The organism is Halomonas lysinitropha, assembly GCF_902500215.1.
Lineage (GTDB): Bacteria > Pseudomonadota > Gammaproteobacteria > Pseudomonadales > Halomonadaceae > Halomonas > Halomonas lysinitropha.
Genome location: NZ_CABVOU010000021.1, coordinates 1 through 20,351, shown reverse-complemented (window position 1 = coordinate 20,351; position 20,351 = coordinate 1). Strand labels below are relative to the sequence as shown.

Below are 20,351 nucleotides of genomic sequence, written 5' to 3'. Positions count from 1 at the left end.
CCGTCAGGAGAGTAAGAGATGCAGTTCGTCGACGAAGCCTCGATCATTGTGGAAGCCGGGAAGGGCGGTAATGGCTGCCTGAGCTTCCGCCGCGAGAAATACGTGCCCAAGGGCGGTCCCGACGGCGGCGATGGTGGTCATGGCGGCACCGTCTACCTGATCGGTGACGATGCCCTCAATACCCTCATCGACTTCAAGTACCAGCGCTTTTACAAGGCGCAGAACGGCCAGCCCGGCATGGGGCGGCAGATGAGCGGGCGCGCCGGCGACGACCTGCACGTCAAGGTGCCGGTGGGCACCACGGTGATCGATGAGGACACCCTCGAGGTGATTGCCGACGTCACCGAGATCGGCCAGGTCGTGCCGGTTGCCCAGGGCGGACGCCGGGGGCTTGGCAACATTCACTTCAAGTCCTCCACCAACCGGGCGCCGCGGCGAACCACGCCGGGCACCGAGGGTGAGCGTCGCAACCTGCGCTTCGAGATGAAGGTGATGGCCGACGTCGGCCTGCTGGGTCAGCCCAATGCCGGCAAGTCGACGTTGATCCGCGCCGTCTCCGCGGCCAAGCCCAAGGTGGCCAACTATCCGTTCACCACCTTGGTGCCCAACCTGGGCGTGGTGAAGCTTGGCCTGCATGAGCATTTCGTGATGGCCGATGTGCCCGGCCTGATCGAGGGTGCCTCCGATGGCGCCGGCCTTGGGTTGCGCTTTCTCAAGCACCTGACCCGCACTCGGCTGCTGTTTCATGTGGTGGACGTGGCGCCTTTCGACGAGTCCGATCCCGTGGAGGTCGCCGAGGCGATCATTCATGAGCTCGGTGAGTTCTCGCCGGCGCTGGCCGAGCTGCCGCGCTGGCTGGTGCTCAACAAGCTCGACCTGCTGCCGGCCGAGGAGCGCGAGGCAGTAGCCGACGAGATCGTCCGTCGGCTTGGCTGGGAGGGGCCGGTGTTCCGCATTTCGGCGATTTCCAGCGACGGCACCGACGCCCTGGTGCAGGCTGCCCACCGCTGGCTCACCGAGCAGCGCCGCCTCGAGAACGAGGATGAGGAGGCCGCCGAGCGTGCCCGCGAGATGCGCGCACGCATGGAAGACGAGGCGGTGGCGCGCACCGAAGCCCGCCTGGGTCGCAGGCGCAAGCGCGACGACGAAGATGACGACGATTTCGATGATGACGATTACGACGTCGAGATCGAATACGCGCCCTGAGGATCAAGAGCGAATGGAGCACAACGAGCAGGTGGCAGGCCGCGAGGCGCTGGTGGGTGCTCGCCGGGTGGTGGTGAAGATCGGCAGCGCGCTATTGACCAACGACGGCCGCGCGCTGGACGAGGTGGCCATCGGCGGCTGGGTGGATCAGATTGCCGAACTGCATCACCGGGGCATCGAGGTCGTGCTGGTCTCCTCCGGCGCGGTGGCAGCCGGGATGGCGCGCCTGGGCTGGCAGGTCCGGCCCTCGGCGGTGCATGAGCTCCAGGCCGCAGCGGCGGTAGGCCAGAACGGTCTCACCGAATGCTACGAGGGCCACTTCGCTCGCCACGGCCTGCTCACCGCCCAAGTGCTGCTCACCCACGACGACCTCTCCAACCGCAAGCGCTACCTCAACGCCCGCTCGGCGCTGCGCACCCTGGTCGCCCTGGGGGTGGTGCCGGTGGTCAACGAGAACGACACCGTGGTCACCGACGAGATCCGTTTCGGCGACAACGATACCCTCGGCGCCCTGGTCGCCAACCTGCTGGAGGCCGATGCCCTGGTGATCCTCACCGACCAGGAGGGGTTGTTCGATGCCGATCCGCGTGGCAATCCCGAGGCACGGCTGATCGCCGAGGGGCGCGCCGATGACCCGAGCCTGGCGGCGGTAGCCGGCGGCGGTGGCGTGCTCGGTCGCGGCGGTATGGCCACCAAGGTGCGGGCAGCCCAGCTGGCGGCCCGTTCCGGCGCAGTCACGGTGATTGCCAGTGGCCGTCAGCCGGCGGTGCTCGGCCGCCTGGCCGAGGGCGAGCGGCTGGGCACTCTGCTGCTCCCCGAGCAGGCACCCATGGCGGCGCGCAAGCGTTGGCTGGCGGGCCAGCTTCAGGTGCGTGGCACCCTGGCCCTGGATGCCGGCGCGGTGAAGGTACTCAAGAGCAGCGGCTCCAGTCTGTTGGCGGTGGGCGTGACGGCGGTCAGCGGCCAGTTCCGCCGGGGCGACATGGTGCTCTGCGTCGACGATCAGGGGCGTCGCGTGGCCAAGGGGCTGGTCAACTACGGCGCCGACGAGGCCCGTATGCTGGTGGGCAAGCCCAGCCACCAGATCGAGGCCATCCTCGGCTACATGGAATCGCCGGAGCTGATCCACCGTGACAACCTGGTGGTGCTCTAGCACCATCGCAGGAACTATGGCAAGAACGGGATTGGCGTGATAGGATGCGCCATCCTCTCAGACACGGCCCCTAAGCGACTGCGTTCAAGTGCGCAGCCGGCAACATGGCCAGGCCGACGGGGATTTTTTATTTTCCTGTTGGATCATACCGTTATCAAGCGTCGCCCATAGATGGCGACCACAACTTTCTCCAAGGAGACAGTCAGTGGCGAACAGCAAGCAAGCCCGCAAGCGTGCCCGTCAGGCAGAAGGTCGTCGTGTTCTGAAGGCGAGCCAGCGTAGCATGGTCCGCACCTACATCAAGAACGTCGTCAAGGCCATCAACGGCGGTGACCACGCCCAGGCCATGGACGCCTTCAAGCAGGCGCAGCCGGTCATCGACCGTATCGCCGACAAGGACGTGCTCTCCAAGAAGAAGGCCGCGCGCCTGAAGAGCCGCCTGAACAAGCGCATCAAGGCACTCGCGGCGTAAGTCGGGAGCGCCAGCAGAAAAACCGGCTGCGGCCGGTTTTTTTGATTCCTGAAGGTGCCGACGATTCCCTGTGGGAGCGCAATTCATTGCGCGAATGGCGCCGGAAGGCGCCCGGCGGTGGAGCCTGAGCTGCCGGGGAGGCGTTTGACCCCCTTCGCGATCTGAAGATCGCTCTCACCGGAGCACGGCTCAGGTGAGGAGGTAGATGTGACGGATCGCGAGCAGCCGCCGGCGCCGGTGGAGGAGAGCGACAAGGTGGTGGCGCCCAAGGCGGGCGGCCTGATGCGCTCCGGCCTGGTGGTCAGCATGATGACCATGCTCTCGCGGGTGATGGGGCTGGCGCGCGACGTGGTGATCGCCACCCTGTTCGGTGCCGGCGACGGGGCGGACGCCTTCTTCGTTGCCTTCAAGATCCCCAACTTCCTGCGTCGCCTGTTCGCCGAGGGGGCCTTCAACCAGGCCTTCGTGCCGGTACTGTCGGAATACGCCACCCGAGGCAGCAAGCGCGAGGTGAAGGAACTGCTCGATGCGGTGGCCGGCAGCCTCACGGCGGTGCTGGCGCTGATCACGGCGTTGGCCATGCTGGCCTCGCCCTGGCTGGTGTGGGCCTTCGCCCCCGGCTTTGGCCGCGACCCGGAAAAGCTGGCGCTGACCGCCGACATGTTGAGGCTCACCTTTCCCTATCTGCTGCTGATCTCGCTCACGGCCTTTGCCGGCAGTACGCTCAACACCTGGAACCGCTTTGCCGTGCCGGCCTTCACCCCGGTGCTGCTCAACCTCTCGTTGATCGGGGCAGCGGTCCTGCTCACGCCGCTGTTCGAGGAGCCGGCCATGGCGCTGGCCTGGGGTGTGCTCATCGCCGGCGGTGCCCAGCTGGCCTTCCAGGTTCCCTTCCTGGCGAGGCTGGGGCTGCTGCCAAGGCCGTGGCCCGACTTCGCCCACAGCGGCGTGCGGCGCATCTTGCGGCTGATGGCGCCGGCGCTGTTCGGCGTCTCGGTCTCCCAGATCAACCTGCTGCTCGACACCGTGCTGGCCTCGCTTCTGGCGGCGGGCAGCGTCTCCTGGCTCTACTACTCGGATCGCCTGGTGGAGCTGCCGCTGGGGGTGTTCGGCATCGCTATCGGCACGGTGATCCTGCCGGCGCTCTCCCGGCGCCATGCCGAACAGTCCGGCGAGCATTTCGCGGCCATGCTCGACTGGGCGATCCGTACCGTGCTGCTGCTGGGGCTTCCCGCGGCCCTGGCCCTTGCCGTGCTGGCCGAGCCGTTGCTGATCGCGCTGTTTCACTACGGCGCCATGACCGAGCGCGATATCGCCATGGCGGCGATGAGTCTCAGGGCCTATGCGTTCGGCCTGGTGGCCTTCATGCTGATCAAGGTGCTGGCGCCGGGCTTCTTCGCTCGCCAGAACACCATCACGCCGGTGAAGGTGGGCATCATCGCCATGGTCGCCAACATGGTCTTCAACCTGATCCTGGTGTGGCCCCTGGCCCATGCCGGCCTGGCACTGGCCACGGCGCTTTCGGCCTTCCTCAACGCCGGCCTGCTGGCCTGGCTGCTGCGAAGGGAGGGCGTGCTGGTCTTCCAGCCCGGCTGGGGGCGCTATGCGGTGCAACTGCTTGGCGGTTGCACGGTGATGGGCGTGGGGCTGGCCTGGCTGGCCCCCGAGTGGCAAGCGTGGCTCGAATGGAGCGTCTGGACGCGCGCCGGCTGGCTGGCGGTGCTGGTGGCGGCCGGGGCGGCGGTCTACTTCGCCTGGCTGGCGGCCTTCGGGGTGCGGATTCGGCATTTCCGGATGAAGGGCTGACCGGTGCCAACCAACCGCCGCTTCGCGACGGATCGCGACGCAAGCGTTGCTCCTACACTCCACCTGTTTCAGGGAGGGGGTTGGGGAGCGGAGTGCTGTAAGAGCAGGTTTTAGTAGGAGCTGTGCTTGCACAGCGATAAGCGGAGAACTCCATCACTGTGCCAGACGAAGCGTCGAACCGTCAGCTCCCCCAATAAGCAGCCGATCACCGGCCCCCACAAGAGATAGCAGGGAAAGACCAAGCCGCGCCGGCTGTCAAGGGGCCCCCGGTCCGTTATAATCGTTAACTTTATTTCCCAGCGTGACGACCCCATGCGAGTGATTCGAGGACTGCACAACCTGCGTGACGAGGATCGCGGCTGCGTGGCCACCATCGGCAACTTCGATGGCGTGCATCGCGGGCACCGGGCGATCCTCGACCAGTGCCGCGAGCATGCTGCTCGGCTCGGCCTGCCGGTGACCGTGGTGGTCTTCGAGCCGCAGCCTCGGGAGTTCTTCGCCGGCGACCAGGCACCGCCGCGGCTGAACCGGCTGCGCGACAAGGTGGCGCTGCTTGGCGAGTGCGGGGTCGACCGCATCCTCTGCCTGCCCTTCAACGACGCCCTGCGCAGCCTGACCGCCCTGGAGTTCATCGAGCGCGTGCTGGTGGACGGCCTGGGTGTGCGTCATCTGGTGGTGGGCGACGACTTCCGCTTCGGCTGCGATCGCCGCGGCGACTTTCACCTGCTCACCGAGGTGGGGGAGTCCTGGGGCTTCGGCGTCGAACACACTCGCACCTTCACCATCGACGGCGAGCGGGTCTCCAGCACCCGGGTGCGCACCCTGCTGGCCAGCGGCAATTTTGCCGCCGCGGCGCGCCTGCTGGGTCGCGTCTACCGGCTGGGCGGCCGTGTGGTGCGCGACCGCCAGCTGGGCCGTACCATCGGCGTACCCACCGCCAACCTGCCGCAGCCGGCCCTGTCGCTGGCTTTGCAGGGCGTCTATGCGGTGGTCACCGAGCTCCCCGACGGGCGACGCCTGCCCGGTGTGGCCAACATCGGCTGGCGCCCCACGGTGGGAAGTTCTCGGCCGGTACTCGAGGTGCACCTCTTCGACTTTGACGGCGACCTCTACGGGGAGCGCCTGACGGTCTTCCCCTGCGCCAAGCTGCGCGGCGAGGTGAAGTTCGCCCACTTCGACGAGCTCAAGACCCAGATCCGCGCCGACCAGGCGCGCGCCCGGGCCTACTTTCTACAGCACCCCGCCGCCGGTGCCGACTGTCTACAGCACCCCGCTGCCGGTGCAAAGGAGGCGGCACACCCTGTCGCGGCAGGTCCGGCAGGCGACGGCCGCGACGATTCTCTTCCTCTGGCATCGGCGCCGCTGGCGCGCGAGGCCGTGACTTCCGATTCCTCGGCGGGTGCCCCCGCCGACCACGACGACGGCTGACCCCCAGGATATGAGCGACTACAAGCACACTCTGAACCTGCCAGAAACCGATTTTCCCATGCGCGGCATGCTGCCCAAGCGTGAGCCCGCCCGGGTGGCGCAGTGGAAGCAGATGGACCTCTACCATCGCCTGCGCAAAGAACGCCAGGGCAGGGAGCTGTTCGTCCTTCACGACGGCCCTCCCTACGCCAACGGCAGCATCCACATCGGTCACGCCGTCAACAAGATCCTCAAGGACATCATCGTCAAGTCGAAGAACCTGGCCGGCTTCGATGCCCCCTACGTGCCCGGCTGGGACTGCCACGGCCTGCCCATCGAGCACAAGGTGGAGACCACTCACGGCAAGCACCTCGAGCCCGGCAAGGCCCGCGAGCTGTGCCGCGAGTATGCCGCCGAACAGATCCATGGCCAGCTCGCCGACTTCGTGCGCCTGGGGGTGATCGGCGACTGGGACACGCCCTACCGCTCCATGGACTATGCCAACGAGGCCGGCGAGATCCGCGCGCTGGCCGACATGGTCGCGGCGGGCTATGTCTTCAAGGGGCTGAAACCCGTCAACTGGTGCTTCGACTGCGGCTCGGCGCTGGCCGAGGCCGAGGTGGAGTACCAGGACAAGAAGTCCGACGCCATCGACGTGGCCTTCCCCGTGGAGGATGCTGACCGCCTGGCTGCCGCCTTCGGCCTCGACCGGCTTGCCAAGCCAGCCGCCATCGTGATCTGGACCACCACGCCCTGGACCATCCCCGCCAACCAGGCGCTTAATGTGCATCCCGAGTTCACCTATGCCCTGGTGGACACCGGCGAGCGCCTGCTGGTGCTGGCCGAGGAGCTGGTGGAGTCGTGCCTCGAGCGCTTCGGGCTGCAAGGCGAGATCGTCGCCACTGCCACCGGCGAGCGACTGGATGGCGTCCACTTTCGCCATCCCTTCTACGATCGCTTGTCACCGGTCTATCTGGCCGACTACGTCGAGGTCGAGGTGGGCAGCACCGGTATCGTTCACTCGGCGCCGGCCTACGGCGTCGACGACTTCATCACCTGCCGCGAGCACGGCATGACCTTCGACGAGATCGAGAGTCCGGTGCAGGGCAACGGCGTCTATGTCGACGACCTGCCGTTCTTCGGAGGCCAGATGATCTGGAAGGCCAACCTGCAGATCGTCGCCAAGCTCGACGAGGTGAGCGCGCTGATGGCCCACCAGACCATCACGCACAGCTACATGCACTGCTGGCGCCACAAGACCCCGGTGATCTACCGCGCCACCGCCCAGTGGTTCGTGGGCATGGACCTCGAAGGCCGCGATGGCAAGACCCTGCGTGAGCGAGCCCTCGCCGGCATCGAGGCGACCACCTTCACCCCGGCCTGGGGCCAGGCGCGGCTGCACAGCATGATCGCCAACCGCCCGGACTGGTGCATCTCGCGCCAGCGCAACTGGGGGGTGCCGATTCCCTTCTTCCTGCACAAGGCGACCGGTGAGCTGCACCCGCGCACCGTGGTGCTGATGGAGCAGGCCGCTCAGCGTGTGGAGCGGGAGGGCATCGACGCCTGGTTCCGTCTCAACCCCGCTGAGCTGCTGGGCGAGGAGGCCGCCGACTACGACAAGGTCACCGACACCCTGGACGTCTGGTTCGACTCCGGCACCACCCATCGCCACGTGCTGCGCGGCTCGCATCCCCACGGCCACGAGAACGGCCCGCGTGCCGATCTCTACCTGGAGGGCTCCGACCAGCACCGCGGCTGGTTCCACTCCTCTCTGCTGACCGGCTGCGCCATCGACGGCCACCCGCCGTATCGCGGCCTGCTCACCCACGGCTTCACCGTGGATGCCCATGGCCGCAAGATGTCCAAGTCGGTGGGCAACGTGGTGGCGCCCCAGGAGGTGATGGACAAGCTAGGTGCCGACATCCTGCGCCTGTGGGTGGCCTCCACTGACTACGGCGGCGAGATGGCGGTCTCCGACGAGATCCTCAAGCGCACCGCCGACGTCTATCGGCGTATCCGCAACACCTCGCGCTTTTTGCTGGCCAACCTCAACGGCTTCACGCCGGATCGCGATGCGGTGCCGTTCGAGGACATGCTGGCCCTGGACCAGTGGGTGGTGGACCGCGCCGCCCAGCTGCAGGCACGCATCGAGACGGCCTATGAAGAGTACCGCTTCCTCGATGTGTACCAGCAGGTGCACGGCTTCTGCGCCCGGGAGCTGGGCGGCTTCTATCTGGACGTGATCAAGGATCGCCAGTACACCACCCAGGCCGACTCCCTGGCGCGGCGCAGCGCCCAGACCGCGCTCTACCAGGTCGTCGAGGCGCTCTCCCGCTGGGTGGCGCCGATCCTCTCCTTCACCGCCGAGGAGATCTTCGAGAACATCCCTGGCGAGCGCGGCGAGAGCGTGCTGCTGGTCGAGTACTACACCGGGCTCGAGACGCTGGCGGACGATGCCGACATGGGCCGCGACTTCTGGGAGCAGGTGCTCGAGGTCAAGCAGGCCGTGAACAAGTGCCTGGAGGATGCCCGCAACGCCAAGGCCATCAAGGGCAGCCTGGCCGCCGAGGTCACCCTCTATGTGGACGACGCCCTGCAAGCCACGCTCGCCAAGCTGGGCGACGAGCTGCGCTTCGTGATGCTGACCAGCGAGGTGCGTCTGGCGCCGCTCGGCGAGGCCAGGGAAGCAGAGGCCACCGAGCTCGAGGGGCTCAAGGTGGCCGTGGTCGAGAGCCCCAACAACAAGTGCGAGCGCTGCTGGCACCACCGCGAGGACGTGGGCACCCACCCCGCGCATCCGGACCTCTGCGGGCGCTGCATCGGCAACCTGCCGGACGGCCCTGGCGAGACGCGTCTCTATGCCTGATCGCCAGGCGTCATCCGGCAAGCGGGCGGATACAGGCGGCGCCGTTACGTTGCCGCCCATGCATCGCCCCCTGCGCTGGCTGTGGCTGGCGCTGGCGGTGGTCGTGCTGGACCTGGCCACCAAATACCTCGCCAGCGGGCTGCTCGACTACGCTCGGCCGGTAGAGGTGCTGCCGTTCTTCAACCTGACGCTGCTGCACAACACCGGCGCGGCGTTCAGCTTCCTGGCCGGCCACCCCGGCTGGCAGCGCTGGTTCTTCGCCATCATCGCCGTAGGCGCGAGCATCGGCCTGACGGTGTGGATGCGCCGCCTCAAGGCCGACGAGACGCTGCTGGCCGTGTCGCTGGCGCTGATCATCGGCGGGGCGCTCGGCAACCTCTACGACCGACTGGTGCACGGCTACGTGGTGGACTTCCTCTCCTTCCACGTCGCCGGCTGGTACTACCCGGCCTTCAACGTGGCGGATATCGGCATCACCCTGGGGGCCATCGGCCTGATCTGGGAATCGCTGTTCGGCGAGAAGCGCCGAGCGCGCCGCCGTGGCTGAGGAACCCGCACGCTGCCCTGCCGTCCAAGCGGCCATCACATTCGCGAACTTCATGCACGCTTCGAGAGACACGCCATGAACAACCAGGAATCCCAGGGCCTTCGCATCGGCGAGGGCATGGAAGTGACCCTGCACTTCACCCTCAGCCTGGAAGACGGCACCGTGGTGGATTCCACCCGTGACAAGCAGGCCGCTACCTTCCAGGTGGGCGACGGCAACCTGCCGCCCGGCTTCGAGCACCCCCTCAAGGGGCTGACGACCGGCGAGACCGGCAGCTTCGAGATCACCCCCGAGCACGCCTTCGGCCAGCACAATCCTCAGAACATCCAGATGCTCAAGCGCGACGACTTCGAGGACGAGGCGCCGGAAGTGGGCATGGTGATGTCCTTCGCCGATGCCGCTGGCGGCGAACTGCCCGGGGTGATCAAGCATATCGAGGGCGAACAGGTGGAAGTGGACTTCAACCACCCGCTGGCAGGGCGTACCCTGACCTTCGAGGTGGAAGTGCTGGACGTGAAGCCCGCTACGACGCATTGACCCCATCGCTTTGCCAGCAAAGCTCCTACATTGTCTGGCGGATTACCGAGGTTCTGTGTAGGAGCGCTGCTTGCAGCGCGAAGGCGGCGACCCCCAACTTATCGACAGGCAGATGCTCAAGCATCAAGGCAAGGCCCTATGCAACCCAACCCCATACACATCAGGCTCGCCAACCCGCGCGGCTTCTGCGCTGGCGTCGACCGCGCCATCGATATCGTCAACAGTGCGCTGGACACGTTCGGTCCGCCGATCTATGTGCGCCACGAGGTGGTTCACAATCGCTACGTGGTCGACAGCCTGCGCGAGCGCGGGGCGGTGTTCGTCGAGGAGCTCGAGGAAGTGCCCGACGATGTCATCGTGATCTTCTCGGCCCACGGCGTCTCGCGTGCCGTGCAGGCCGAAGCCGAACGCCGCGGCCTCAAGGTGTTCGACGCCACCTGCCCGCTGGTCACCAAGGTGCACCTGGAGGTGCTGCGCTATGCTCGTCGTGGCCAGGAATGCATCCTCATCGGCCACGAGGGCCACCCCGAGGTGGAGGGCACCATGGGACGCTACGATACCTCCCATGGCGGCCAGATCTATCTGGTCGAGGATGAACAGGATGTGGCTCGGCTCGAGGTCAAGGATCCGAGCCAGCTGGCCTTCGTCACCCAGACGACCCTCTCCATGGATGACACTGCCCGGGTGATCGACGCCCTGCGCGCCAAGTTCCCCGAGATCCAGGGCCCGCGCAAGGACGACATCTGCTACGCCACCCAGAATCGCCAGGACGCCGTGCGCGAGCTGGCAGACGGCTGTGATCTGGTGCTGGTGGTGGGCAGCCGCAACAGCTCCAACTCCAACCGCCTGCGCGAGCTCTCCGAGCGGGTCGGCACCCCGGCGTACCTGGTCGACAGCGCCGAGCAGGTCGACCCGGCGTGGCTGGACGGGGTCAAAGTGATCGGTGTCACCGCCGGTGCCAGCGCCCCCGAGGTGCTGGTCAAGGGCGTGATCGAGCGGCTGCAGGCGCTGGGCGCCACCGCTCCCGAGGAACTCGCCGGCCGCGAGGAAACCATCACTTTCTCCATGCCCCGCGAGCTGCGCGAACGCGTTATCGCCAGCGAGTAGCGCTTTTATTGTGGGAGCACTGCTTGCAGCGCGATCCATCGCGAAGCGATGGTGCCGCTACCAGGCGGCTGTAGGTGCGGTGCTATTGTGGGAGCACTGCTTGCAGCGCGACCCAACGCGAAGCGATGGTGCCGCCGTGAGGCGGCTATGAGCCCCTCAAGCCCACAGGCCTCGCCTAAGCCAGCGTGTAAGCAGCCACTCACCCGATGGTATGGCAATATTGATCCCGCACCCTATCGGAATGTCCCGTATTGATACATACTGAAACAAATACCTTGACTCGCAGGGAGACGCACCGCGTGGCCCCCACAAGCCCCCGATCCAGGCCCCAGGCCCCGACAGGCAGCACCCGGCGCTCCGCCGGTTTCACACTCATCGAATTGATGATTGCGGTAGCCGTGATCGGCATCCTGGCGGCGATTGCGATTCCGAACTATCAGCGGTATGTGACCGAGTCGCGGCGGACGGATGCCAAGAGTGCTTTGATGCAAACTGCAGGGCAACTGGAGCGGTGTTATACAGTGACTAGTGATTATCGTATTCGTTCTGTGTCAGCCTCTGGAGCTACTAAAACATATACTACATGTATTGGGAACAGTGAAAAAACCAGTTTAAGTGCCAGTGAAAGCACAACGATAGAATCACCTGAAAATTATTATAGTGTCACAGCCAATGCATCTTCTGCTAGCTATAGTATTACCGCTTCGCCCTCTGCCGGTTCGCCTCAAAATGATGACACAGCGTGCCCAAGCTTTACTCTTGATCAAACTGGTAAAAAGGGGCCCGATGATAAAGTCGATGAATGCTGGTAATAGTAAATCTTGCGGCTTCACTTTAATTGAGCTGCTAGTGACTATCGCTGTCATTGTCATTATGGCCACCATTGCTGTGCCTAATTTCAGTTCAATGATTGCAAGCAATCGTTTGGCCGCTGAGTATAACAATGTGTTGACCGGTTTGCATTTTGCAAGAAGTGAAGCCGTTAAAAGAAGAAATGTAGTTAGGGCGGAGATAAGTAGTGACTCCGGGGGGTGGAAGATGGAAGTGATGTATGGTGCTGATGTTTTGAGAACCTTTTCATCGACTAACGGAAGTGTAATTGTTAATGGTGGAAATACGGATGCAGTTGAATTTAATGGTTTGGGGCGAAGAGATAGTTGCACCTTTACATCTTGCACGATAGACATTGGTGATAAGGCAATCGAAGTTAATGCCGCAGGAAATATCAAGAGAGCCAAGTCATGAAACTCCTTAGCTTTCGGAATTCTTTTGGGTTTACGCTTATAGAGGCTCTGGTTGCTTTGCTAGTGCTGGCGGTTGGGGTCTTGGGGTTAGCCACAATGCAACTGAAAGCTATGCAGGGAGCACATGTTTCCTATCAGAGATCTGTGGCAACTATGGCTGCTCAGGATATGGTTGAACGTTTGTGGATTCAACTTGGAATGCAGGCTGTAGGATCAAGTTCAGTGGTGTGCCCTGATGTTAAAGATGACGTACTAGTTAAAAGCAGTGATCCACTTGTTGTTACTGAGCAATTAAGCGAGACAGTTCTAGATCAGTGGTATGAGAAATGGTCAGTATTTATTCCCAGCTTGGTTAAGAATAATGCTGGTTCTGGTGGTTCAGATACTGTTGCTAGAAATGGCTGTAGATACACTATAACAGTTAAGTGGAATGATGAAAGGTTTGCGAGTGAGGAGGTTTCAGAGCTTGTGTATCTCGCTAGTATAATTGGTGAAGTGCCAGAGGTGACGCCATGAGGATGACCTTTGGAAAAAAACCGATGAAAAACGGCAGGGCTTTAGGTTTTTCTTTGGTTGAGTTAATGATTGCTTTGGTTGTGGGGCTCTTAATAACGCTGGGAGCTTTCCAGTTGTTTGTTGTCAGCAAAAAGTCATTTGATCACTCTTTGGCGATTTTGGAAAGGCAAGAGTCTCTGCGTTTTTTGGTGGACTCCATTTCTTATGATGTCAGAAGCTCTGCTTCCACAGACATGCTGGAACCAGATGGAAGTTTGTTAAGTGATGGTGAAACCCTTTCCCTTACCTTTAATAGGGAGAATTCAATTTGCAGCGATGATTCTTATACTCTTAAGTACTATCAGCCAGTTGGTGAAGAAAATACAATCTTTGTCGAGTCGTCCTGCGGCGGTACTGTTGTTGATGAGCCTGTTGTCTTAGGTGTCGGTGTTATTGAGTTTAGTTATATAAGTTTTGGTCTAGGTGTCCGTGCCACAATCACTATGGTGGACGATCTTGGAAGGATTGATGATCAGGTCTTTCACTTCACAATAGCTAACCGATCGGCGGTTGGAAGAGCGCTAGAACTATGGGGTGATGAAACATGAATTCACAGAAAGGAGTCGCGTTAATTGTCAGTCTGGTGGTGTTGGTGGTGGCAGCCTTGTTGGGTTTGTCCAGCTTTCAATCATCTCAGCTTGAGGAAAAGATGGCGGCAAATCATCGGTTCTCTGTTAGCGCGCTTCAAGCAGCAGAGGCAGGTGTGAATGATATGCTAGATGCTGTATTGGCTTTTAACTATTCTCCTGGAGGAGCTTTGTTCTGTGATGATTTGTCAGCTTCTCTTTCCGGCTCAGGTTTTACGGGAGGCCCGAGTGAGTATGCGGCCTCTGGAGATATTTCTGGAGGTGGATTGAGTAAGGAATACAAAGCCTTAATGCTTTGTGCTGAAAGTGGACATGTAATTGGTTACAGCCGTGGGGTTGTGCTTGATGCGGATGATGAAGAAATTTCTGCTCGAAGAGTTAGGGTTGAAATGGTGCCGCCAGGATATGATGCTTTTCGCTCGATGCTTTCCGACGAAAGTGTCATAGTCAATGGCGCCTCTACTATTGTTGGAAATGTCCACTCAAATGGTGATTTGAGTTTGCTGATTAAAGACAAGGGGAATATTGATATTCAGTCCGCCGGTGCCATTACTGCGAGTGGAACTGCTGATGTTGATGGTGTCTCAGGTGGTGACACTTCCGATTGTGAGACTGCTATTTGCTCCGTGTCCGGTGTTGCGGAGATAGATGTTCCTTCGGCGCAGAGTTATATAGACCTCATCGTTGCTGAGTACCTTGTTGTAGATGAAGGTGTCTTGAGCTATAAAACTGGTGCTGATAGCTATATAAAGATACTGGATCAAGAGTCAGATGGAAGCTGTTCAGCGGATGGCCTTTCTGAGCCGACAGATTTTTTGCCAAACGAAGATATAGACGATTTGAATCATGTTAAAGTCATGGATAAAAACTTTATCTACTATTGTCCCGGAGATCTTAGTACTGGTGGCGATATAAATGGGGTAACCGTTATGGCGGCTGGAAATATTGTTCATGATGGTTCTTCAGATATTATTTCAGAGGATTCGGCTGATACACTTTTTGTCTCTGGCGCCAATATTGAATTTAATGGTAAGAATAACGTGAAAACGTATGCCGCTTTCTGGGCAGAAGGTGAGTTTATACAGAATGGGCATTCAGAGATTTATGGGTCTATAATTACTGGTGGTTCGATAACTATAAACGGCAGCTTCTATTACGAGGGTGTTGACTCGGGGCTTCTTTATAAGCCAGTCTCTGGCCATTTAGAAGGTTGGGTAGAGCTTGAAAATCCCTCTGATGAAGACAACCTGTCAGCTGGAGAAGCCTGATGCGTATAGCCTATGATTTGAGGAAAAGAATATGGAGGGCCGATTTTCAATCTTTGGAAACTCTAGTCAAGCCAGTAAACTTGGGCATTGATGGGGTAAGTCCTCATTTTTGGTCACTCCGATAAATGTGGGCTCAACACATCGGCTCTCCATCCGCGTCACCACCGATCCTGACGCGCCCCATATTGCTGACGATGATTTTCACTCCATCACCGTGGCGGCCACAGATCTCAAAGGTGCCGTTGTGGCCTCGTGCCCAGCCCATGGCCTGATAGCGGACGGGATAGCTGCGGTTGAAGGTTACGGTGGGGCCGCCGCTGCCTTCCAGCACCTTGAGTAACTCCCCATCCGACAGGTCGCCGCTGGCGACCTGGCCGTCCACCACCACGAGCGAGTGTGTCCAGTCCGTAAAGTTGCAGACCGTACTGTCAGGCGTCGGTCTTGGACATACCGATATCGTCGTCCGCCTCGTCACTGCCGTATTTCTCGCCAGTGCCAATGCCGTCTTGATACGCATCACCTCCGCAGCGACTTCATTCCTTGCCGTAAACTGCTGGAAGTTCGGAATGCCCACGGTGGCGATGATGGCCAGCACTGCGATGGCGACGATCAGCTCGATCAGCGTCAGCCCGTGTTGACGCGAGGAAAGGGCAGAAAGAGGGAAACTGACAGCAGGGCGCATGATGCCCTCCCGGCGGGAGCCTTTTCGATGGGTGCTTTCTTCAGGCTAGTCGGGCACGGTGCCGCCGCTGTAAGCGATCGCCTACAGCGGCTGTCAGTCATTGGCGCGAGAGGGCTTTCTCGCGATAGGGGCGGGGGCTAGTCCCCGCGCTTGTCGTTCTGCTCGTCCTTGGTGTCTTGCTGCTTTTGTTCCCACTTGTCTGCTTTCTGCTCCTGTTTCTCCTTCTCCTCTTCTTTCAGTTCGGCCAGGTACTTGTCGCGGTGGTCGCCGGAGCAGAACCAGTCGCCGCGTTCGCGCAGGGCGTCGTCCTCGGGCAGGTGCACCTGGCACCAGCTGCAGCGCACCATGCGGTTGCCCTGGGCGTTGTCACCCTCTGACGGGCCCTCGCGGTCGAGTTTCCATTCGCGGTACATGCGGTAAAGCTTCAGGCCGGCGATGAATATCACGGCGAAGAGGATCAGGCGAATCAGCAACAGGTTCATTCCTTTCGGGACTCCCAGGTGGGGGTGGCCGGCTTTGCCACTCGGCCGCCCTTGCGGGACAATGGCGGCCACCCATCGATTCTCGAGAGATTTCCAAGCCCATGCAAGACCTGACCCTGGTGATGGCTCAGCTCGACCCGCTGGTCGGCGACATTCCCTGCAACGCCGACCTCGCCATCGAGACCGTGCGCGAGGCACGTATCGAGCATGGTGCCGATATCGTGGTGCTGCCCGAGCTCTTCCTGACCGGCTACCCGCCGGAGGACCTGCTGCTGCGCCACTCCATGGAGACTCGCCTGCGCCACGCCCGGGCCCACATGGCCGAGAAAATGTCCCGCGATGTCATGGTCATCGTCGGCTACCCGGGGCGCCGCGAAGGCCACAATTGGAACCTGGCCGGGGTGCTCTACAACGGTGAGTGGCTCGACGAGTACGCCAAGCAGGCACTGCCCAACTACCAGGTGTTCGACGAGCAGCGCTATTTCACCAGTGGCAGCCAGCCGCTGGTGGTGGAGCACAAGGGGGCGAAGATCGGCATCCTGATCTGCGAGGACATCTGGAGCGAGAAGCCGGTCCGCCAGGCCCGCGACGCCGGCGCCCAGATCCTGGTTACCCTGAATGCCTCGCCCTTCCACCAGGACAAGCCCGCCGAGCGCCTGTCGCTGCTCGAGGAGCGCGCCCGCGAGGTGGAACTGCCCATCGTCTACGTCAACCAGATCGGCGGCCAGGATGAGCTGGTGTTCGATGGCGGCTCGGCCTGCGTCAATGCCAAGGGTGAGCTGATGGTGCAGGCGCCCCATTGGGCGGTGGGCCTGATGCCGGTGCAGTTCGTGCGCGACAAGCACCACTGGGTGCCGCAGCCGGGCGAGACCGAGCCCGATGTGGAGCCGGAAGATAACCTCTACTGCGCGCTGGTCACCGGCCTGCGTGACTACGTCAACAAGAGCGGCTTCCAGGGCGTGGTGCTGGGGCTCTCCGGCGGCATCGATTCGGCGCTGTCGCTGGCCATCGCCGTGGATGCCCTGGGCCCGCAGCGCGTCCACGCGGTGATGATGCCCTACCACTACACGGCGGATATCTCCCGGCAGGACGCCGCCGAGCAGGCCGAGATGCTGGGCGTGAGCTACGAGGTGCTGCCCATCGAGCCGATGGTCGAGGCCTTCATGACGACGCTCGCCGAGAGCTTCGCCGGCACCGAGCGGGACACCACCGAGGAGAACCTGCAGTCACGCTGCCGCGGCGTGCTGCTGATGGCGATCTCCAACAAGAAGGGGTTGATGGTGCTGACCACCGGCAACAAGAGCGAGATGGCGGTGGGCTATGCCACGCTCTACGGCGACATGGTGGGCGGCTACAACGCCATCAAGGACGTCTACAAGACCTGGGTCTACCGCCTGGCGCGCTGGCGCAACACCCAGTCGCCGGCGATCCCTGAGCGGGTCATCGAGCGGCCGCCGACCGCCGAGCTCGCTCCGGACCAGCAGGACAGCGACTCCCTGCCCGGCTATGACGTGCTCGATGCCATCCTGGTGCGCTATATCGAGGGCGACATGAGCGCCGAGGCGATCATAGAGGCGGGCTTCGAGCGCGATGACGTCTACCAGGTAGTCAAGCTGGTGGACCGCTGCGAGTACAAGCGGCGCCAGGCGCCGGTGGGGGTGCGCGTCACCCGCCGCGGCTTTGGTCGCGACCGCCGCTATCCCATCGTCAATGCCTGGCAGCCGGGGGACTGACAGCGCCAAGCCGCAAGCGCCGAGCCAATAGAAACGAGAAACGCCACCCCCCCTTGCGGGCGGTGGCGTTCTGCCTTCAAGAGGGAGGATCAGTGCGAATGTGAGCCGTGCTGCTCCAGGCGCTCGGCGAGCCAGATCTTGATGATGGACTGGCGGGTGACGCCGAGACGAGCGGCTTCCCGGTCCAGCGAGTCGATCATCCAGGTCGGGAAGTCGACGTTGACGCGCTTCTGCTTTCTGAGCGGACGACTGGCTTGCGAGAGGTCGAGCTCGTCGATGATGTCGTTACCGTCATCGAAGCGGCTATCGAGATCATGGGCTTTCATAAAGGACTACCTCACTGCTGCGCCCGGCGAGCTCATGCCGAGAGGCCGTCAGCCTTCACGTGCTCCGGGCGGAAGGTGCGGCCGCGGAGGCGTTCGTGGTTCGGGGCGTTGTCGATCAGTACCTGGAGCGACTCGCGGGCGCGGTCGCGCATGTCGAGGCCCAGGTAGCCTTCCACCATCACCGCCAGGGCGTCATGGGTGGCCGCGGATTGTGGGTAGTTCTCGATCACCCAGCGGCCGCGCTCCACGGCGGCCAGGTAGGCCCCCTTGCGCAGGTAGAAATCGGCCACGTGCAACTCATGGCGGGCCAGCACGTTGCGCAGATAGACGATACGCTGCTGGGCGTCCGGGGCGTACTGGCTGTCCGGGAAGCGCTGGATCAGCTCCCGGAAGTCGGCATAGGCATCGCGAGTGGCCCCCAGGTCGCGCTTGGAGATGTCGATCAGCCGCAGCCGCTCCAGGCTGAAGCGCCCCGCCTGCCAGGCGGCCAGGCCGCGCATGTAGTAGGCGTAGTCCACCTGGGGGTGGTCCGGATGCAGGCGGATGAAGCGGCTGGCGGCGGCCCGGGCGCCTTCCCAGTCGTCGGTCTCGTAGTAGGCGTAGATCAGTTCCAGCTGCGCCTGCTCGGCATGCTCGCCGAAGGGGAAGCGGGTGTCGATGGCCTCGAGCCGGTTGATGGCGGTGGTGTAACGGCTACTCTCCAGGGCCTCGCGGCCCTCCTCGTAGAGCTGGCGCTCGGCGACGCCAGAGAGCTCGTCTTCCTGGGAATCGTTGCTGGCGCAACCGGCCAGCACAATACCGGCCAGCAGCAGGGACGCCAGGCGGGCGGGGGAGGTGATAACGCGCATCGTGATCCTCGTGTCTAACAACCCGGGTGGCCGTGATAGAATCGGCCGATATCTGCCCACTATAAAGCACCTTGCAGCGAAACGCAGTCATCGCTCCCGGTGCGCAAAGAGTCCTGTTCCGACCCATGTCCCAGACCCTCGATGCACAGCACCGCGTTCCCGAACGCATGGCAGGCCTGCGCCTTGACCAGGCCGCCGCCGAACTCTTCGCCGATTTTTCCCGGGAGCGGCTCAAGGCCTGGATCAAGAGCGGGGCCCTGACCCTGGATGGCCTGCCGGCCAGGCCCAAGGACAAGGTCTATGGCGGTGAGGCCCTGGCCCTGGCGGCCGAGCTCGAGGACGATACCCGCTTCGAGCCCGAGGACATTCCCCTGAGGGTGGTGTACGAGGATGCCGAGGTGCTGGTGATCGACAAGCCGCCCGGCCTGGTGGTGCACCCTGCCGCCGGCAACCCTGACGGCACCCTGCTCAATGCCCTGCTTCACCATGACCCGCAGCTGGCAGCCATCCCCCGGGCGGGCATCGTGCACCGCCTGGACAAGGACACCAGCGGCCTGATGGTGGTGGCCAGGACCCTGACCGCCCAGACGGCTCTGGTCGAGCAGCTGCAGGCGCGCAGCGTGTCCCGGGAGTACGATGCGGTGGTGGTGGGCGTGATGACCGCCGGCGGCACGGTGGATGCGCCCATCGGCCGCCACCCGCGCGACCGCAAGCGCCAGGCGGTGAACGCCTCGGGCAAGCCGGCGGTGACCCACTACCGGGTGGTGGAGCGCTTCCGCGCCCATACCCATGTGCGCTGCCGGCTCGAGACCGGCCGTACCCACCAGATACGCGTGCACCTGGCCCATGCGCGCTATCCGTTGATCGGCGATCCGGTCTACGGTGGGCGCCTGAAGCTGCCCGCCGGCGCCGGCGAGACGCTCAAGGAGATCCTGCGCGAGTTCCCGCGCCAGGCACTCCATGCTCGCAAGCTGGTCTTCGTGCATCCGGCCAGCGGCGAGCGCATGGCGTTCCGCGCACCCTTGCCGGATGACCTGCTGATGCTGCTCGACTACCTGCGCGAAGACCGCGAGACCATGCGCTAAGGACCCCGTGATGAGCGATACCTTCGACCTGCGCCCCACTCCGATCCTGCCCGACTGGCCGGCGCCGGAGAGCGTGGGTGCCTTCGTCACCACCCGCGAGACCGGCCCCAGCCAGGGGCCTTTCGCCGCCTTCAATCCCGGCGAGAACCTGGGCGACAACCCGACCCATGTGGCGCTGTGCCGCCGGCAACTGGAAAAGGAGGTGGGCGACGGCCGCCCGTTGCTGTGGCTCGACCAGGTGCACGGTGCCCGGGTGCAGCAGGGCTACTCTCCTTCCCGGCCCGAGGCGGACGCCGCCGTGGCCATGAATCGCGACTATGCCTGTGTGGTGCTCACCGCCGACTGCCTGCCGGTGTTCCTCTGCGATCGTCGCGGCGAGCGGGTGGCGGTGGCCCATGCCGGCTGGCGAGGACTGGCCGGGGGGGTGATCGAGGCGACCG

General features: G+C 62.9%; 21 protein-coding genes. 17 read left to right on the top strand and 4 right to left on the bottom strand.

Going from position 1 to position 20,351, the window contains the following annotated elements; translation table 11 throughout:
* Nucleotides 1-18 precede the first annotated feature (18 nt).
* The 14 genes from cgtA to HALO32_RS03290 all read left to right on the top strand — a co-directional run bounded on the left by cgtA (nucleotide 19) and on the right by HALO32_RS03290 (nucleotide 14,755).
* On the top strand, nucleotides 19-1,206 hold the full coding sequence (gene cgtA, locus HALO32_RS03355) for an Obg family GTPase CgtA (RefSeq protein WP_151442390.1): 1,188 nt from the start codon (nucleotides 19-21) through the stop codon (nucleotides 1,204-1,206).
* A 13-nt stretch (nucleotides 1,207-1,219) separates the two neighbouring features.
* The gene (gene proB, locus HALO32_RS03350; RefSeq protein ID WP_151442389.1) at nucleotides 1,220-2,359 is read left to right on the top strand and encodes a glutamate 5-kinase; all 1,140 of its coding nucleotides are present in this window, start codon (nucleotides 1,220-1,222) and stop codon (nucleotides 2,357-2,359) included.
* A 205-nt stretch (nucleotides 2,360-2,564) separates the two neighbouring features.
* Nucleotides 2,565-2,831: a 30S ribosomal protein S20 gene (gene rpsT, locus HALO32_RS03345; protein ID WP_151442387.1), complete on the top strand. Its 267-nt coding sequence runs from the start codon at nucleotides 2,565-2,567 to the stop codon at nucleotides 2,829-2,831.
* A 282-nt stretch (nucleotides 2,832-3,113) separates the two neighbouring features.
* Entirely contained in the window at nucleotides 3,114-4,637 is a 1,524-nt protein-coding gene (murJ, locus tag HALO32_RS03340) for a murein biosynthesis integral membrane protein MurJ (protein ID WP_151442477.1), read from the top strand.
* A 312-nt stretch (nucleotides 4,638-4,949) separates the two neighbouring features.
* Nucleotides 4,950-6,065 carry a bifunctional riboflavin kinase/FAD synthetase gene (gene ribF, locus HALO32_RS03335; protein ID WP_151442385.1) on the top strand — a complete coding sequence of 372 codons (1,116 nt, stop codon included), beginning with the start codon at nucleotides 4,950-4,952 and terminating at the stop codon, nucleotides 6,063-6,065.
* 10 nt (nucleotides 6,066-6,075) lie between these two features.
* The gene (gene ileS, locus HALO32_RS03330) at nucleotides 6,076-8,910 is read left to right on the top strand and encodes an isoleucine--tRNA ligase (RefSeq protein ID WP_151442384.1); all 2,835 of its coding nucleotides are present in this window, start codon (nucleotides 6,076-6,078) and stop codon (nucleotides 8,908-8,910) included.
* 58 nt (nucleotides 8,911-8,968) lie between these two features.
* A complete protein-coding gene (gene lspA, locus HALO32_RS03325; protein WP_151442383.1) occupies nucleotides 8,969-9,457 on the top strand; it encodes a signal peptidase II in 489 nt (162 codons plus the stop codon).
* A gap of 75 nt (nucleotides 9,458-9,532) precedes the next feature.
* Nucleotides 9,533-9,994 carry an FKBP-type peptidyl-prolyl cis-trans isomerase gene (gene fkpB, locus HALO32_RS03320; protein ID WP_151442382.1) on the top strand — a complete coding sequence of 154 codons (462 nt, stop codon included), beginning with the start codon at nucleotides 9,533-9,535 and terminating at the stop codon, nucleotides 9,992-9,994.
* 138 nt (nucleotides 9,995-10,132) lie between these two features.
* Nucleotides 10,133-11,101 (top strand): 4-hydroxy-3-methylbut-2-enyl diphosphate reductase, encoded by a 969-nt coding sequence (ispH, locus tag HALO32_RS03315; protein WP_151442381.1) that lies wholly within the window; start codon nucleotides 10,133-10,135, stop codon nucleotides 11,099-11,101.
* Nucleotides 11,102-11,484: 383 nt separating this feature from the next.
* Nucleotides 11,485-11,913, top strand: a complete 429-nt coding sequence (locus HALO32_RS03310; RefSeq protein ID WP_151442476.1) for a type IV pilin protein — start codon at nucleotides 11,485-11,487, stop codon at nucleotides 11,911-11,913.
* Entirely contained in the window at nucleotides 11,900-12,346 is a 447-nt protein-coding gene (locus tag HALO32_RS03305) for a GspH/FimT family pseudopilin (RefSeq protein ID WP_192576422.1), read from the top strand. Before HALO32_RS03310 ends, HALO32_RS03305 begins: the two co-directional genes overlap by 14 nt.
* Nucleotides 12,343-12,861 carry a type IV pilus modification protein PilV gene (gene pilV / locus HALO32_RS03300; protein WP_151442379.1) on the top strand — a complete coding sequence of 173 codons (519 nt, stop codon included), beginning with the start codon at nucleotides 12,343-12,345 and terminating at the stop codon, nucleotides 12,859-12,861. Before HALO32_RS03305 ends, pilV begins: the two co-directional genes overlap by 4 nt.
* Nucleotides 12,858-13,448, top strand: coding sequence for a PilW family protein (locus HALO32_RS03295; protein ID WP_151442378.1), 591 nt, complete (start codon nucleotides 12,858-12,860; stop codon nucleotides 13,446-13,448). The genes pilV and HALO32_RS03295 overlap by 4 nt, the downstream gene beginning before the upstream one ends.
* Nucleotides 13,445-14,755, top strand: a complete 1,311-nt coding sequence (locus HALO32_RS03290) for a PilX N-terminal domain-containing pilus assembly protein (RefSeq protein ID WP_151442377.1) — start codon at nucleotides 13,445-13,447, stop codon at nucleotides 14,753-14,755. Before HALO32_RS03295 ends, HALO32_RS03290 begins: the two co-directional genes overlap by 4 nt.
* A 133-nt stretch (nucleotides 14,756-14,888) precedes the next feature.
* On the opposite strand, the gene HALO32_RS03285 is transcribed toward HALO32_RS03290, so the two are convergent.
* The gene (locus HALO32_RS03285) at nucleotides 14,889-15,437 is read right to left on the bottom strand and encodes a GspH/FimT family pseudopilin (RefSeq protein WP_151442475.1); all 549 of its coding nucleotides are present in this window, start codon (nucleotides 15,435-15,437) and stop codon (nucleotides 14,889-14,891) included.
* A gap of 137 nt (nucleotides 15,438-15,574) precedes the next feature.
* On the bottom strand, nucleotides 15,575-15,919 hold the full coding sequence (locus HALO32_RS03280; protein WP_325063449.1) for a PP0621 family protein: 345 nt from the start codon (nucleotides 15,917-15,919) through the stop codon (nucleotides 15,575-15,577).
* Between the two features lie 101 nt (nucleotides 15,920-16,020).
* Between HALO32_RS03280 and HALO32_RS03275 the strand changes: the two genes are divergently transcribed.
* The gene (locus HALO32_RS03275) at nucleotides 16,021-17,652 is read left to right on the top strand and encodes an NAD+ synthase (RefSeq protein ID WP_151442376.1); all 1,632 of its coding nucleotides are present in this window, start codon (nucleotides 16,021-16,023) and stop codon (nucleotides 17,650-17,652) included.
* 89 nt (nucleotides 17,653-17,741) lie between these two features.
* Here HALO32_RS03275 and brnA read toward each other — a convergent pair whose 3' ends face one another.
* Both brnA and HALO32_RS03265 read right to left on the bottom strand, forming a co-directional pair.
* On the bottom strand, nucleotides 17,742-17,978 hold the full coding sequence (gene brnA / locus HALO32_RS03270; RefSeq protein WP_151442375.1) for a type II toxin-antitoxin system BrnA family antitoxin: 237 nt from the start codon (nucleotides 17,976-17,978) through the stop codon (nucleotides 17,742-17,744).
* Between the two features lie 32 nt (nucleotides 17,979-18,010).
* The gene (locus HALO32_RS03265) at nucleotides 18,011-18,826 is read right to left on the bottom strand and encodes an outer membrane protein assembly factor BamD (RefSeq protein WP_151442374.1); all 816 of its coding nucleotides are present in this window, start codon (nucleotides 18,824-18,826) and stop codon (nucleotides 18,011-18,013) included.
* A 125-nt stretch (nucleotides 18,827-18,951) separates the two neighbouring features.
* Here HALO32_RS03265 and rluD point away from each other — a divergent pair, with 125 nt between their 5' ends.
* Complete coding sequence (rluD, locus tag HALO32_RS03260) at nucleotides 18,952-19,911, top strand: 23S rRNA pseudouridine(1911/1915/1917) synthase RluD (RefSeq protein ID WP_151442373.1); 960 nt, start codon at nucleotides 18,952-18,954, stop codon at nucleotides 19,909-19,911.
* Between the two features lie 10 nt (nucleotides 19,912-19,921).
* Nucleotides 19,922-20,351 (top strand): polyphenol oxidase family protein (locus HALO32_RS03255; RefSeq protein WP_192576421.1); only part of this gene is annotated, 430 nt, incomplete at its 3' end.